Consider the following 12,999-nt stretch of genomic DNA (forward strand, 5'->3'; position numbering starts at 1 on the left):
TCATTTCCTCGGGTCGAAGGCATCGCGAGCGGACTCACCGATAAACACCAGCAGGCTGAGCATGATTGCCAGCACCGCGAATGCACTGATGCCCAGCCACGGGGCTTGCAGGTTGGACTTGCCCTGGGCGACCAGTTCACCCAGTGATGGCGCGCCCGGTGGCAGGCCGAAGCCCAAAAAATCCAGCGCGGTGAGGGTGCCAATGGCGCCAGTCAGGATAAATGGCATAAAGGTCATCGTGGAAACCATCGCGTTGGGCAAGATATGGCGATACATGATGGCCATGTCCTGCATGCCCAGGGCGCGGGCAGCACGGACATATTCCAGGTTTCGCCCGCGCAGGAACTCTGCGCGCACCACATCTACCAGGCTCATCCACGAGAACAGCAGCATGATCCCCAGCAACCACCAGAAATTGGGCTGCACGAAGCTGGCAAGAATGATCAGCAGATAGAGCACCGGCAAACCGGACCAAATTTCCAGAAATCGCTGACCGGCAAGGTCGACCCAGCCGCCATAAAAGCCCTGAAGTGCTCCGGCGATAACGCCAATGATTGAACTCAATATGGTCAGCGTCAGCGCAAACAGCACCGATATCCGAAAACCATAAATCACCCGCGCAAGCACATCGCGCCCCTGGTCGTCCGTGCCCAGCCAGTTCTCGGCGGAAGGCGGTGCGGGTGCGGGGACTTTCAGGTCGTAGTTGATGCTCTGATAGCTGTAAGGGATGGGCGGCCACACGACCCAGGCATCTTTCTTGGCCAGTAGTTCGCGGATGTACGGGCTCTTGTAGTTGGCTTCGAGCGGGAATTCACCGCCAAAGTCGGTCTCCGGGTAGCGTTTGAGTGCCGGGAAAAACCATTGGCCGTCGTAATTGATCACCAGCGGTTTGTCGTTGGCGATCAATTCGGCGTTCAGGCTTAGCCCGAACAGCACCAGGAAAATCCACAGTGACCACCAGCCACGCTTGTTGGCTTTGAAACGTTCAAAGCGTCGTCGATTGAGAGGCGATAATTTCATCTCAATGCTCCCGGCTTTCAAAGTCGATACGCGGATCAACCAGGGTGTATGAGAGGTCGCCGATCAGTTTTACTACCAGCCCGACCAGCGTAAAAATGAACAGGGTGCCGAACACCACGGGATAATCGCGGTTGATCGCGGCCTCGAAGCTCATCAGGCCCAGACCGTCCAGGGAGAAGATCACTTCAACCAGCAATGAGCCGGTGAAGAAAATCCCGATAAAGGCCGATGGAAACCCGGCAATCACCAGCAGCATCGCATTGCGAAATACATGGCCGTACAGCACGCGGTGGTTGGTCAGCCCTTTGGCTTTGGCGGTCACCACATACTGTTTGTTGATCTCGTCCAGAAAGCTGTTTTTGGTCAGCAAGGTCATGGTCGCGAAGTTGCCGATCACCAGCGCGGTGACCGGTAACGCCAGATGCCAGAAATAATCGAGGATCTTGCCGCCCACACTCAGTTCATCGAAGTTGTTGGAGGTCAGGCCGCGTAACGGGAACCAGTCAAAATAGCTGCCCCCGGCAAACAGCACGATCAGCAGGATGGCAAACAGGAAGGCCGGAATCGCATAGCCCACGATGATCAATGAACTGGTCCAGACGTCAAACTGGCTGCCGTGTCGCGTAGCCTTGGCGATCCCCAGCGGGATCGACACCAGGTACATGATCAGGGTGCTCCACAATCCCAGAGAGATGGAGACCGGCATCTTCTCCTTGATCAGGTCTATGACTTTGGCATCACGAAAGAAACTCTCGCCGAAATCCAGTCGGGCGTAGTTCTTGATCATGATCCACAAGCGTTCCGGCGCCGATTTGTCGAAGCCGTACATCTTTTCGATTTCCTTGATCAGCTCCGGGTCCAGCCCCTGTGCGCCGCGATAGTTGGAACCTGCCACCGAGACCTCGGAACCCCCGCCGGCAATACGGCTGGTGGCGCCATCAAAGCCTTCGAGCTTGGCAATCATCTGTTCGACCGGGCCGCCAGGGGCGGCCTGGATGATGATGAAGTTGATCAGCAAAATCCCGAATAACGTCGGAATAATCAGCAGCAGTCGCCTGAATATATAAGCCAGCATTTAAGGCTCCAGGCTCGCGCTTGCGGGTTTAGTGGGAGTTGCAGGCTTGGTGTCGGGTTTTGCCCACCATGTAGAGGTACCGATGTCGTATTTCGGGGTGACTTCGGGATGGCCGATATGACTCGAGTAGGCCACGCGCCAGGTTTTGATATGCCAGTTTGGAATCACATAGAAGCCCCACTGCAACACACGGTCCAGCGCCCTGGCATGGTTGATCAGGCTTTGCCGTGACTCGGCGTTGATCAGGCCTTCAGTCAGCTGGTCGATAGCCGGGTCCTTGAGGCCGATAAAGTTGCGGCTGCCGGGTTTGTCGATGCTTTGCGACTCCCAGTATTCGCGCTGTTCACTGCCGGGTGAACTCGATTGCGGGAAGCTGCCGACGATCATGTCGTAATCCCGTGAGCGCAGACGGTTCAGGTACTGGGAGGTGTCGACACGACGAATCTGCAAGTCGATGCCCAGGTCGCTGAGGTTGCGTTTGTAGGGCAGCAGGATTCGCTCAAAGTCGGTTTGCGCCAGCAAAAACTCGATTTTCACCGGTTTGCCCTGTGCGTCGACCATCTTGTCGTCGACGATGCGCCAGCCGGCGTCTTGCAGCAATTGATAGGCGCGGCGCTGTTGGTCGCGAATCATGCCGCTGGCGTCGGTGACATTCGGTTTGAAGACTTCTGTGAATACCTGATCGGGGATCTGGCCGCGCAAGGGTTCCAAAATAGCCCGTTCCTCTTCGGTCGGCGGCGCTTTGGCAGCCATCTCCGAGTTTTCGAAGTAGCTGCCGGTACGTGCGTAGGCGCCGCTGAACAGCTGCTTGTTGGCCCATTCAAAGTCGAACAGCAGGCTTAGCGCCTCGCGCACGCGCACATCCTGGAACATGGGTTTGCGCAGATTGAAGACGAAACCCTGCATGCCCGTCGGGTTGTGGTTACGGATTTCTTCTTTTATCAAGCGGCCCTGGGTGAATGCCGGGGCGTTGTAGGCGCCGGCCCAGTTTTTGGCGCTGATCTCCAGCCAGTAATCAAACTGCCCGGCCTTGAGCGCTTCGAACGCGACGCTGTTGTCACGAAAGTAATCGACGGTAATCGCGTCGAAGTTGTACAGCCCCTTGTTGATCGGCAGGTCCTTGCCCCAGTAGTCCTTGTTGCGCTCGTAACGAATTGAGCGCCCGGGTTTGATCTCGGTGATGGTGTAGGGGCCGCTGCCTGGCGGGACTTCCAGGTTGCCTTTGCCAAATTCCCGTGTTTCCCACCAATGCTTGGGCAGGACCGGGAGCTGGCCAAGAATCATCGGCAATTCGCGATTCTTGTTGTGCTTGAAGGTGAATTTCACCTGCAACGGGTTTTCCGCGATGGCCTGGTCCACGTCGCTGTAATAACCCTTGTAGAGCGGTGAGCCGTTCTTCATAAGGGTATCGAAGCTGAATACGACGTCTTCGGCGCGAATCGGATGACCGTCACTGAACTTTGCCTGGGGGCGCAGGTAAAAACGCACCCAGCTGTTATCGGGGGCCTTTTCGATTTTTTCGGCAATCAGGCCGTAGGAAGTAAAGGGCTCATCGAGGGTCTGCCGGGCCAGGGTGTCGAAGGTCAGATCAATATCGTCGGCCGGCACACCTTTATTGATAAAGGGGTTGAGGCTGTCGAAGCTTCCCAGCGCGGATTTGCGAAACGTCCCGCCCTTGGGGGCGTCCGGGTTCACGTAGTCGACATGCTTGAAGTTGGCCGGGTATTTCGGCGGTTCGTCGTAGAGGGTCAAGGCATGTTGAGGGGCGGCCAGTACCGCGCTGGCAAAACCGGCCAACAGCAAGCCGGCAAGGGGCTTGAGCAACGTACGCAAAGGCATCATTGTTTTTTCTCCGTAGGCTTAAGCCACCACGCGCTAAGGCCCAGGGTGTAGGGCGGCGTAGTCACAAAGGCGAACCGGTTGCGGTACGCCAGGCGGTGATAATTCAGATACCAGTTAGGAATGATGTAGTGCTGCCATAGCAGCACGCGGTCAAGGGCTCGTCCGGCGGACAATTGTTCTTCACGGGTCTGGGCTGCCAGCAATCGCTCCAGCAAGTGGTCGACAATCGGGTTGGACACGCCGGCATAGTTTTTACTGCCCTTGACCCCGGCCTGGCTGGAGTGGAAGTACTGCCACTGCTCTAGACCGGGGCTCAGGGTCTGGTCGAGGGTCATCAGGATCATGTCGAAATCGAACTGATCCAGCCGCTGCTTGTATTGGGCACGGTCTACGGTACGCAGGCGGGCGTCGATGCCGATGCTCGCCAGGTTCTCCACGTAGGGTTGCAGGATGCGCTCAAGGTTCGGATTTACCAGCAATATTTCGAAACGTAGCGGCTTGCCTTCGCTGTTTAGCAGTCGTTGCCCCGACAGCGTCCACCCGCCCTCAGCCAAAAGGCCCAGCGCCTGACGCAGGGTTTGCCGGGGAATGCCCTGGCCCTTGGTTTTCGACAGGGCGAAGGGCTGGCTGAACATCTCGGGGGGCAGCTGGTTGCGGTAAGGCGACAGCATCAGCCACTCATGCCCCTGGGGAATGCCTGTGGCCGAGAACTCACTGTTGGGGTAATAGCTTGCAGCGCGCTGGTAGGCGCTGTTGAACAGGGCGCGATTGGTCCATTCAAAGTCGAACATCAAACCCAGAGCCTCGCGGACTTTGGTTTGCTCAAAGGTCGTGCGGCGGCTGTTCATGAACAGCCCTTGGGTTTGAGTCGGGATCCGGTGGGTGATTTCGGCTTTGATCACGTCGCCACGGCGTACTGCGGGGAAGTTATAGCCATTGGCCCAGTTCTTGGCCTGGTGTTCGATATAGATGTCGAACTCGCCGGCTTTAAACGCTTCGAATGCGACATCGCTGTCGCGGTAGAACTCCACTTCCACTCGGTCAAAGTTGTATTTGCCACGGTTGACCGGCAGGTTGGCGCCCCACCAGTTTTTGACATGCTCAAAGATCACTTGTCGACCGGGGGTGACCCTGGTGATGCGATACGGTCCGCTGCCCAGTGGGGGTTCAAAGGTGGTGGCCTTGAAGTCGCGCTTTGCCCAGTAGTGCTGGGGCAGCACGGGCAATTCGCCCAGGCGCAGAATCAGCAAGGGGTTGCCCGCGCGCTTGAACACAAAGCGGATGCGCTTGGGTCCCAGAATATCCACCCGCTGAACTTCCTGGAGGTTGGTCCTGTATTGCGGATGGCCTTCTTTGAGCAGCAGGTTGTATGAGAACGCTACGTCGTAGGCAGTAATCGGGGCCCCGTCGTGAAATCGGGCTTCGGGGCGCAGGTAAAAGACCACCCAGCTACGGTCTTCGTTGTACTCCACCGACTGCGCGATCAATCCATAGCTGGAGGTGGGCTCGTCGCCGGAGGGGGCGTACTGGCCAGTGCCGGCCATCAGGGTTTCGTTGAGCTCATTGACCCCGTATTGCAGGAAGTTGGGGGTCGATACCGGGCTGGTGCCTTTGAAGGTGTAAGGGTTGAGCGTGTCGAAGGTGCCGAACGCCATGACCTTCAAGGTCCCGCCTTTGGGCGCGTCGGGGTTGACCCAGTCAAAATGGGTGAACGTGGCCGGGTATTTGAGTGTACCGAACTGCGCATAACCGTGGCTTTCGCTCAGGGTTGCGCCTGCAGGGGAGCTCAAGGCCAGGCTGATAAATAGCGTAAGGAGGGGACGCATCAAGTCAGAGATCCGATCCAGGCATTGGGCTTAGGGTTTCCGTACAGTAACAGCTTGTATCTGTAGGAAAAAGGCCACTCTGGAAAGCACTGCGGGCAAGTTGTTTCCTACTTAGATGTAGGACTCAACTTGCCCGCAAACGTCTCGGTGTTGTGTTTAACGTGGACTGGAGACGGTCAGCATCTGCCCGGGTTTAAGGGCTTTGGCGCTGTTCGGGTTCCAGCGCTTGAGATGTTGCATCTCAACGTTGAACCGCTTGGCCACGATGTACAGCGAATCGCCTTTCTTGACCTTGTACTGGGTCGGCTTTTTGCCTGTTGGCTTGCGCGTGTCCTGCATGACCAGGATTTGACCGGCCTTCAGGTTGTTGCCGCTGAGCTTGTTCCAGTGCTGCAGGTCTTTGACATCGACCTTGTTTGCCTTGGCGATCAGGGTCAGGTTGTCGCCGCTTTTAACCCGGTACTTGCGGTTGAGGCGGGCGGGCTGAGTGCTTGCGATGTTGTCAAATACCGGCTTTTTAGGGCGCAGGCTAACCAGCTCTTGCGGATTGAGGCTGGACAGACTGGCGGTCAGCAGTTGCGCTTTGGAGGTGGGTACCAGCAAGTGCTGCGGGCCATCAATGGTGGCGCGCTGCTTGTAGGCGGGGTTCAACTGGAACATCTCGTCTTCGTCGATCTCGGCCAGCGCTGCCACGCGAGACAAGTCCATGGACTGCTTGATCTCGACCATTTCGAAGTAGGGTTCGTTGGCGATCGGGTTCAGGTTGATGCCGTAGGCCTCAGGGGCCAGAACCACTTGGGACAGGGCCAGGAGTTTCGGAACGTAGTCTTTGGTTTCCTGCGGCAGCGGCAGGTTCCAGTAGTCAGTGGGCAGGCCGAGCTTTTCATTGCGTTCGATGGCCCTGCTTACAGTGCCTTCGCCCGCGTTGTATGCGGCCAGGGCCAGCAGCCAGTCACCGTTGAACATGTCGTGCAGACGGTTCAGGTAATTGAGGGCTGCCAGGGTCGAGGCCGTAATGTCACGACGTCCGTCGTAGGCCCGGGTTTGACGCAAATTGAAGTAGCGGCCCGTCGAGGGAATGAACTGCCAGAGCCCGACCGCATTGGCGTGGGAATACGCCATTGGGTTGTAGGCGCTTTCGATGGCTGGCAGCAGGGCCAGTTCCAGCGGCATGTTGCGCTCTTCGAGGCGCTCCACGATGTAGTGGATGTAAAGGCTGCCGCGCTCGCCCGCGTTTTCGAGAAACGACGGGTTGCTGGCAAACCACAAGCGCTGTTGTTCAATGCGGGGGTTAACGTTCTGGCCGTCTTGTAGCTTGAAACCCTGGCGCATCCGTTCCCACACATCTTGCGGGGCGACGGGGCTAGGCTTTTCGCTGAGCCACAAAGGTTGCTGCGGAGTACGTTTGGCTACTTTAAGGCTGGGTCTTTCGGCGGTTTGTGCCGAATGATCCATGGATTGGCAGCCCGCGAGAGTGGCGGACACAGCCACCGCGATGGCTTTAACCAAGCGCGTCAATGCGTCTGAGTTGATGGAGTAACCTTTAAATGACGACATTGTCTGGAGGGTATGTTCAGGCAAAAATGTCGGGGGATTCTAGAAAGCAGGTGGGGCGCGGTCAACTGTTCAGAATTTTTGTGCCAACCGCGACCCGGTTTAGAACTTATCTTTCCAGCTGCGCAAGCTGGCAAAGACAGCGCTGGGCGAGGCATTGTCGAGGCTGTTCCACTCGTCAGCTTTTTCTTTAACAGATGTTTCATTGACCCGTAGAAAGGGATTTGTGCGTAATTCGAGGGCAATGGTTGAGGGCAAACTGATGCGACCTTCGGCGCGCCATTGCGTCACCTGATCGACCCGCGCTGCAATATCCGGGTTGTTGGGCTCTACCGCCCGGGCAAAGCGCAAGTTGCTCAAGGTGTATTCGTGGGTGCAGTACACGCCGGTGTGGGCGGGCAGGGCCGCGAGCCGGTTCAGCGAATGGTGCATCTGTTCGGGAGTGCCCTCGAACAGCCGGCCACACCCTGCGGCGAACAGGGTATCGCCACAAAACAGCAAGGGGGCCGCCGGGTCGTCGTGATAGTAGGCAATGTGCCCCAGGGTGTGGCCCGGGACGAGAATGACCTTGAACTCAAGGCCCAGCACTTCGATCCGGTCGCCGTCGTTGAGTGCCGCTTGTCGGGCCGGGATGGTCTCCAGCGCCGGGCCCCAGACCTTCGCGCTAGTGTGTTCGTGAAGTTGTGCAACACCGCCCACATGATCGAAGTGGTGATGGGTGATCAGAATGTCACTCAGTACCCAGTCCGGGTGCAGGGCCAGCCAGGCCAGCACAGGTTCGGCGTCCCCCGGGTCGACTACAGCGCAGCGCTTGTGGGTCGTGTCCTGTAACAACCAGATGTAGTTGTCATTAAAGGCGGGCAGGGCGTCGATCTGTAACATGGTGCAATTCCCAAGTGCGAAACAATGGCGCATCTTAGGGCTTGTTATAGGTAGATGGCGAGTTGGAGGAGCAATGACCGATAAAGCATTGGCTCAGGCGGACCCTGAGTGGCTGGCACTGATCAGTTCGGCGCGCGAATGGCTGTCCGGCCCCCATGGGCAGTTGCTGCTTGAAGAGGAGCAGCGGGTGCTCGAGGACGAGCTGGGGCGCTTTTTCGGCGGTTATCTGGTGCATTACGGGCCGGGTGCCGAGCCTCCCCCGAAGGCGCCTCAAGTGCGGCGCAATGTGCGCCTTGGTGCGCCTCTGCCGGGTGTCGAGATCATTTGTGAAGAGCAGGCCTGGCCGCTGTGCGAGCACGCAGCCGATGTGGTGGTGTTGCAGCATGGCCTGGATTTCTGCCTGTCGCCCCATGGTTTGCTGCGCGAAGCGGCCAGCAGCGTGCGCCCCGGCGGGCACTTGCTGATTGTGGGGATAAACCCGTGGAGCAGTTGGGGGTTGCGCCATGTTTTTACCAATGATGCCCTGCGCAAGGCCCGTTGCATTTCACCTTCACGGGTTGCCGACTGGCTGAACCTGCTGGGCTTTGCGCTGGAGAAACGCCGCTTCGGGTGCTATCGTCCGCCGCTTGCATCCAAGGCGTGGCAAAGCCGTTTGGCAGGCTGGGAGCGCAAGGCAGGCAACTGGCAATTGGCCGGTGGCGGCTTCTATGTATTGGTCGCGCGCAAAATGGTGGTGGGCTTGCGGCCCGTCAATCCGTTACGCCGGGAACCGATGGGCAAGCTGATCCCCTTGCAGATGGCCAAGGTCAATCGGCGCCACACTGAATCTTAATTCCATGTCGGGCCGGTTTTACCCGGCTCAGGTACTGTCCATTCTTGTTGGGCAGGCCATAAGCAGCCTTTTCTGGATAGTTTGTAATGAGCGATAGCGTTGAAATGTTCACCGATGGTGCCTGCAAGGGCAATCCAGGCCCGGGTGGCTGGGGTGCCTTGCTGGTTTGCCAGGGCGTAGAGAAAGAGCTCTGGGGTGGCGAAGCCAATACCACCAACAATCGTATGGAACTCATGGCCGCCATTCGCGGCCTTGAGGAGCTCAAGCGCCCGTGTGAAGTATTGCTGGTGACCGACTCGCAGTACGTGATGAAAGGCATCACCGAGTGGATGGTCAACTGGAAAAAACGCGGCTGGAAAACGGCTGCCAAAGAACCGGTGAAAAATGCCGACCTGTGGAAGCTGCTCGATGAGCAGGTCAGTCGCCATACCGTGAAATGGCAGTGGGTGCGCGGGCACATTGGCCACTACGGTAACGAGCGTGCGGACCAGCTGGCCAACCGCGGAGTGGATGAAATGAGGGGCATCAAGCATGCGTAGTGTTGTACTCGATACTGAAACCACCGGTATGCCGGTCACCGATGGCCACCGGGTGATCGAGATCGGTTGCGTCGAGTTGATGGGCCGTCGTTTGACTGGCCGGCATTTTCACGTGTACCTGCAACCCGACCGTGAAAGTGACGAAGGCGCCATTGGCGTCCACGGCATTACCAACGAATTTCTGGTGGGCAAGCCCCGCTTTGCTGAAGTGGCCGATGAGTTCTTTGACTTCATCAAAGGCGCTCAGCTGATCATTCATAACGCCGCGTTCGACGTGGGCTTCCTGAATAACGAATTTGCCCTGATCGGGCAGACGGACCGGGCCGACCTCACCGCGCACTGCACCATCCTCGATACCCTGGCGATGGCGCGTGCGCGTCACCCGGGGCAGCGCAACAGCCTTGATGCCTTGTGCAAGCGCTATGGCGTCGACAACTCGGGCCGTGAACTTCACGGCGCATTGCTCGACTCCGAGATCCTGGCAGACGTTTACCTGACCATGACCGGCGGGCAGACCAGCCTGTCGTTGGCCGGTAATGCTTCTGACGGTAATGGGTCAGGCGAAGGTTCGGGCAATCAGGCCAGCGAAATTCGCCGCCTGTCGGCCGACCGCCAGCCGGGCCGGATTATTCGTGCAAGTGAAAGCGACTTGGCTGAGCATGCCGCACGGCTTGAAGCTATTGCCAAATCGGCGGGTGGTCCGTCGCTCTGGGCTCAGCTTCTCGATGCGAAGGGGCAGGCCTTGTAGTCGCTGCGAGGCCTGCGATGGGTTGTGGCTGCAGCCCGTTGCCCGCATCGACGACAGGAAAGAAGGATTTTTCATGCACCTGGTTATGAACCCCCAAGACCCTCAAGTCTCGGTACGTCTGGCTGACGAAGGTTTTGCCCCCTATGTGTGGTGCAACGATTTCAGTTTTGAAGTGCGCGCCTATGCCCGTGCCGACCGTCATAAAAAGGTCGAGCACTGGCCGCTCGATCTGATCACGCCTTACCGCAAATGCTACGGCATCGACCCGGATGAATTTGCCAGCTATCGCGGGGGCAAGGACAGCGACATTTTCATGGCCTATCTGGACAACCAGCCGGTCGGGCATGTGGTGGTGAGCACCAACTGGAATGGTTTTGCCCATGTTGACGAGCTGGCGGTGGTGGCCAGTGCCCGTCGCCATGGTGTCGCCAGGTCGTTGCTGGAAGTGGTCAAGTTCTGGAGCCACAAGAAGAACCTGCCAGGGATCATGCTTGAAACCCAGAACAACAATCTCGGCGCCTGCCGGTTGTACGAACGTTGCGGGTACCAGGTAGGCGGGATCGATTATCTGCGCTATCGCGGTATTGATCCGCAGACCAGCGAAGTAGCGATTTTCTGGTATCTGATGTTCGAGAGCCGGATTTAGCCTGCTGTCGCAGACGGCCGTTAAAGCACCACCAACCCCTGATCAGCCAGCAATGCCTCGGCCTTCTGGTGCACGATCTCAAGCAACGCAATAAGTGCCAGCCCGGGCTCGCAGCCTTTGCGTGTCAGTGCATACAGTGTCACGGGAATGGCAGGCGACAGGGGGCACACATCCAGCCCGGCGGCTTTGGCGCCCACTGCCGTAAACGGGTCGACCAGTGCCAGCCCTTCACCAGCCTCCACCATGCTGCGCATCATCTGATAGCTCTGAACCTGAATGTGCACGACAGGCATCGGGCGCAAGGCTTGCAGCTTGCCGTCCAGCACGCGGCTCAGGGGGTCATGCTGCTGCAGGCCGATCATGGCCTGGCCGGCCAGCTCTTGCAGCGCGATGTATTTGTGCCGGGGGGATAACCAGCCGTGGGGTGCCAGGAGTTGCACTTTGCCCTGGATCAGGGGCCGGCAGTCGATCCCCGATTGTTCTGAAGGTTGCAGGCTCAGGCCGATATCGCATTCGTCCATTAACAGACGGCGCACGATTTCAGCGCAAGGCTGGCTGCTCAAGGTGGTGGGGGTGTCGGGAAAGCGGCGGCGCAGTGCGCCTATGCAGTGGGGCAGAAGTGGCTGTGCCAGTGTCTCGCTGCACACCACGCGCAAGGCCGGCTCCTGATGCTGGCGCAAGTCGTTGCCAAGCTGGCGCAGCGGCTCAAGTGCCTGGTACAGCTGGTTGATCAGGGGTTGCAGCAACAGCGTGTCGCGGGTGGCCTGGAGCCGCCCGCGAACACTGGAAAACAGCATAAAGCCCAATTGTTGTTCGGCCTCCTGCAGCGTGGCGCTGAGGGTGGTCGTGGGCAATTGCAGCAACTCGGCGGCATGGCCGAGGTTGCCGGTTTGCAATATGGCCTGAATCACTTCGATGTGGCGTAAACGCATGCGTGAAGTCCATGTTCAGCAGATGAGGTTTCAGCGTTGCGAAGCCTGATCCAGGTCTCATCCTTTGACTTCAGCGATATGCCGGTTAGCAGGTCAGGCTGTGACAACCGGAGTAGGATCACGAACCAGAATGACGCCCGACTGCACCAGCTCGAAATTATTGTCGTCGTTCTTTTTGACGCGGTCGCCAATGGCCAGTTTGTACGTTGTTACGAGTTGGTCGCCTGTTGCTTCTGTATTTTCAAACTCATGCACGGAGTAGACACGACCTTCCGCATCCCTTGCATGAAATTGCCCAACGAGAACTGCCGCCATTTGTAGAGAACCTCTGGAGATAAACACCCAATTTTCGGTTCTGTAGACCGTTGTTCAGTAGGGGAAGTTTAGCAATGTGAAAAAAATAGTCTGCCTACTTTACAGGCTTGCAGGCCGATAGGGTGAACTGGGGTGCAAGAAAGGCGTCCGATCATCTATAACTACTCTTCCTACAGCTACTGACTCGGGGTTTTCCATGAGCAAGGTCTACAGCGTTGCAGTATTGGTTGGCAGTTTGAGAAAGGACTCCCTCAATCGAAAAGTGGCCCATGCGCTTGCCGAACTGGCGCCGGCCAGCCTGAAGCTGAATATTGTCGAAATCGGTGAGCTGGCGCTTTATAACGAAGACATTGATGTCACGCCGCCGCCAGCGTCTTACACCGCCTTCCGTGACAAGGTCCGCCCGGCCGATGCGGTGCTGTTCGTTACCCCGGAATACAACCGCTCGGTACCCGGTGTGCTGAAAAACGCCATCGATGTCGGCTCGCGCCCCTATGGCAAAAGCGTATTCAGTGGCAAGCCGGGTGCGGTGATCAGCGTGTCCCCGGGAGCCATTGGCGGCTTTGGGGCCAATCATCATTTGCGCCAGTCCCTGGTGTTTCTCAATGTGCCGTGCATGCAGCAGCCTGAGGCCTACTTGAGTGGTGCGGGGGATGCATTTGATGCGTCTGGCAAGCTGTCAGATAAAACCCGACCGTTCTTGCAAAAATTTATCGACGAATTTGCCGGGTGGGTTGAGCGCCAGCACCAGGAATGAAGCACAAAGCCGCAAGCTACAGGCTTGCAGC

13 protein-coding genes are annotated in these 12,999 nt (G+C 57.9%); 5 read left to right on the forward strand and 8 right to left on the reverse strand.

The genetic code is table 11. The annotated features are described in order from the left end of the window. The 6 genes from ACZRMS_RS16005 to gloB form a co-directional block, all read right to left on the reverse strand. Complete coding sequence (locus tag ACZRMS_RS16005; protein ID WP_463996028.1) at positions 1-1,020, reverse strand: ABC transporter permease; 1,020 nt, start codon at positions 1,018-1,020, stop codon at positions 1-3. A 1-nt stretch (position 1,021) separates the two neighbouring features. Continuing rightward, on the reverse strand, positions 1,022-2,095 hold the full coding sequence (locus ACZRMS_RS16010; protein ID WP_463996029.1) for a microcin C ABC transporter permease YejB: 1,074 nt from the start codon (positions 2,093-2,095) through the stop codon (positions 1,022-1,024). Further along, entirely contained in the window at positions 2,096-3,937 is a 1,842-nt protein-coding gene (locus tag ACZRMS_RS16015) for an extracellular solute-binding protein (protein ID WP_463996030.1), read from the reverse strand. Beyond that, positions 3,934-5,763 (reverse strand): extracellular solute-binding protein, encoded by a 1,830-nt coding sequence (locus tag ACZRMS_RS16020; protein WP_463996031.1) that lies wholly within the window; start codon positions 5,761-5,763, stop codon positions 3,934-3,936. Before ACZRMS_RS16020 ends, ACZRMS_RS16015 begins: the two co-directional genes overlap by 4 nt. 156 nt (positions 5,764-5,919) lie before the next feature. Beyond that, a complete protein-coding gene (locus ACZRMS_RS16025; protein ID WP_463996032.1) occupies positions 5,920-7,320 on the reverse strand; it encodes a lytic transglycosylase domain-containing protein in 1,401 nt (466 codons plus the stop codon). A 99-nt stretch (positions 7,321-7,419) separates the two neighbouring features. Then, complete coding sequence (gene gloB / locus ACZRMS_RS16030) at positions 7,420-8,199, reverse strand: hydroxyacylglutathione hydrolase (RefSeq protein WP_463996033.1); 780 nt, start codon at positions 8,197-8,199, stop codon at positions 7,420-7,422. Positions 8,200-8,272: 73 nt separating this feature from the next. Between gloB and ACZRMS_RS16035 the strand changes: the two genes are divergently transcribed. The 4 genes from ACZRMS_RS16035 (at position 8,273) to ACZRMS_RS16050 (ending at position 10,964) form a co-directional block, all read left to right on the forward strand. Next, positions 8,273-9,031 (forward strand): methyltransferase domain-containing protein, encoded by a 759-nt coding sequence (locus tag ACZRMS_RS16035; protein ID WP_048359622.1) that lies wholly within the window; start codon positions 8,273-8,275, stop codon positions 9,029-9,031. An 86-nt stretch (positions 9,032-9,117) separates the two neighbouring features. After that, a complete protein-coding gene (rnhA, locus tag ACZRMS_RS16040; protein ID WP_463996034.1) occupies positions 9,118-9,570 on the forward strand; it encodes a ribonuclease HI in 453 nt (150 codons plus the stop codon). After that, positions 9,563-10,318, forward strand: coding sequence for a DNA polymerase III subunit epsilon (dnaQ, locus tag ACZRMS_RS16045; protein ID WP_463996035.1), 756 nt, complete (start codon positions 9,563-9,565; stop codon positions 10,316-10,318). Before rnhA ends, dnaQ begins: the two co-directional genes overlap by 8 nt. 73 nt (positions 10,319-10,391) lie before the next feature. Beyond that, a complete protein-coding gene (locus ACZRMS_RS16050; RefSeq protein WP_463996036.1) occupies positions 10,392-10,964 on the forward strand; it encodes a GNAT family N-acetyltransferase in 573 nt (190 codons plus the stop codon). Between the two features lie 20 nt (positions 10,965-10,984). Here the strand turns inward: ACZRMS_RS16050 and ACZRMS_RS16055 are convergent, their stop codons facing one another. Both ACZRMS_RS16055 and ACZRMS_RS16060 read right to left on the reverse strand, forming a co-directional pair. Then, the gene (locus ACZRMS_RS16055) at positions 10,985-11,896 is read right to left on the reverse strand and encodes a LysR family transcriptional regulator (protein ID WP_463996037.1); all 912 of its coding nucleotides are present in this window, start codon (positions 11,894-11,896) and stop codon (positions 10,985-10,987) included. Between the two features lie 93 nt (positions 11,897-11,989). Then, entirely contained in the window at positions 11,990-12,211 is a 222-nt protein-coding gene (locus ACZRMS_RS16060) for a hypothetical protein (RefSeq protein ID WP_463996038.1), read from the reverse strand. A 196-nt stretch (positions 12,212-12,407) separates the two neighbouring features. Here ACZRMS_RS16060 and ACZRMS_RS16065 point away from each other — a divergent pair, with 196 nt between their 5' ends. Continuing rightward, positions 12,408-12,968: an NADPH-dependent FMN reductase gene (locus ACZRMS_RS16065; RefSeq protein WP_463996039.1), complete on the forward strand. Its 561-nt coding sequence runs from the start codon at positions 12,408-12,410 to the stop codon at positions 12,966-12,968. Positions 12,969-12,999 lie beyond the last annotated feature (31 nt).

It is taken from the genome of Pseudomonas sp. B424, assembly GCF_055408345.1.

Bases quoted from the DNA above. Each gene is read 5' to 3' on its own strand.
- gloB (WP_463996033.1), bottom strand. From the start codon at position 8,199: ATGTTACAGATCGACGCCCTGCCCGCCTTTAATGACAACTACATCTGG.
- ACZRMS_RS16020 (WP_463996031.1), bottom strand. From the start codon at position 5,763: ATGCGTCCCCTCCTTACGCTATTTATCAGCCTGGCCTTGAGCTCCCCT.
- ACZRMS_RS16050 (WP_463996036.1), top strand. From the start codon at position 10,392: ATGCACCTGGTTATGAACCCCCAAGACCCTCAAGTCTCGGTACGTCTG.
- ACZRMS_RS16010 (WP_463996029.1), bottom strand. From the start codon at position 2,095: ATGCTGGCTTATATATTCAGGCGACTGCTGCTGATTATTCCGACGTTA.
- ACZRMS_RS16025 (WP_463996032.1), bottom strand. From the start codon at position 7,320: ATGTCGTCATTTAAAGGTTACTCCATCAACTCAGACGCATTGACGCGC.
- ACZRMS_RS16015 (WP_463996030.1), bottom strand. From the start codon at position 3,937: ATGATGCCTTTGCGTACGTTGCTCAAGCCCCTTGCCGGCTTGCTGTTG.
- ACZRMS_RS16055 (WP_463996037.1), bottom strand. From the start codon at position 11,896: ATGCGTTTACGCCACATCGAAGTGATTCAGGCCATATTGCAAACCGGC.
- ACZRMS_RS16065 (WP_463996039.1), top strand. From the start codon at position 12,408: ATGAGCAAGGTCTACAGCGTTGCAGTATTGGTTGGCAGTTTGAGAAAG.
- ACZRMS_RS16005 (WP_463996028.1), bottom strand. From the start codon at position 1,020: ATGAAATTATCGCCTCTCAATCGACGACGCTTTGAACGTTTCAAAGCC.
- dnaQ (WP_463996035.1), top strand. From the start codon at position 9,563: ATGCGTAGTGTTGTACTCGATACTGAAACCACCGGTATGCCGGTCACC.
- ACZRMS_RS16035 (WP_048359622.1), top strand. From the start codon at position 8,273: ATGACCGATAAAGCATTGGCTCAGGCGGACCCTGAGTGGCTGGCACTG.
- ACZRMS_RS16060 (WP_463996038.1), bottom strand. From the start codon at position 12,211: ATGGCGGCAGTTCTCGTTGGGCAATTTCATGCAAGGGATGCGGAAGGT.
- rnhA (WP_463996034.1), top strand. From the start codon at position 9,118: ATGAGCGATAGCGTTGAAATGTTCACCGATGGTGCCTGCAAGGGCAAT.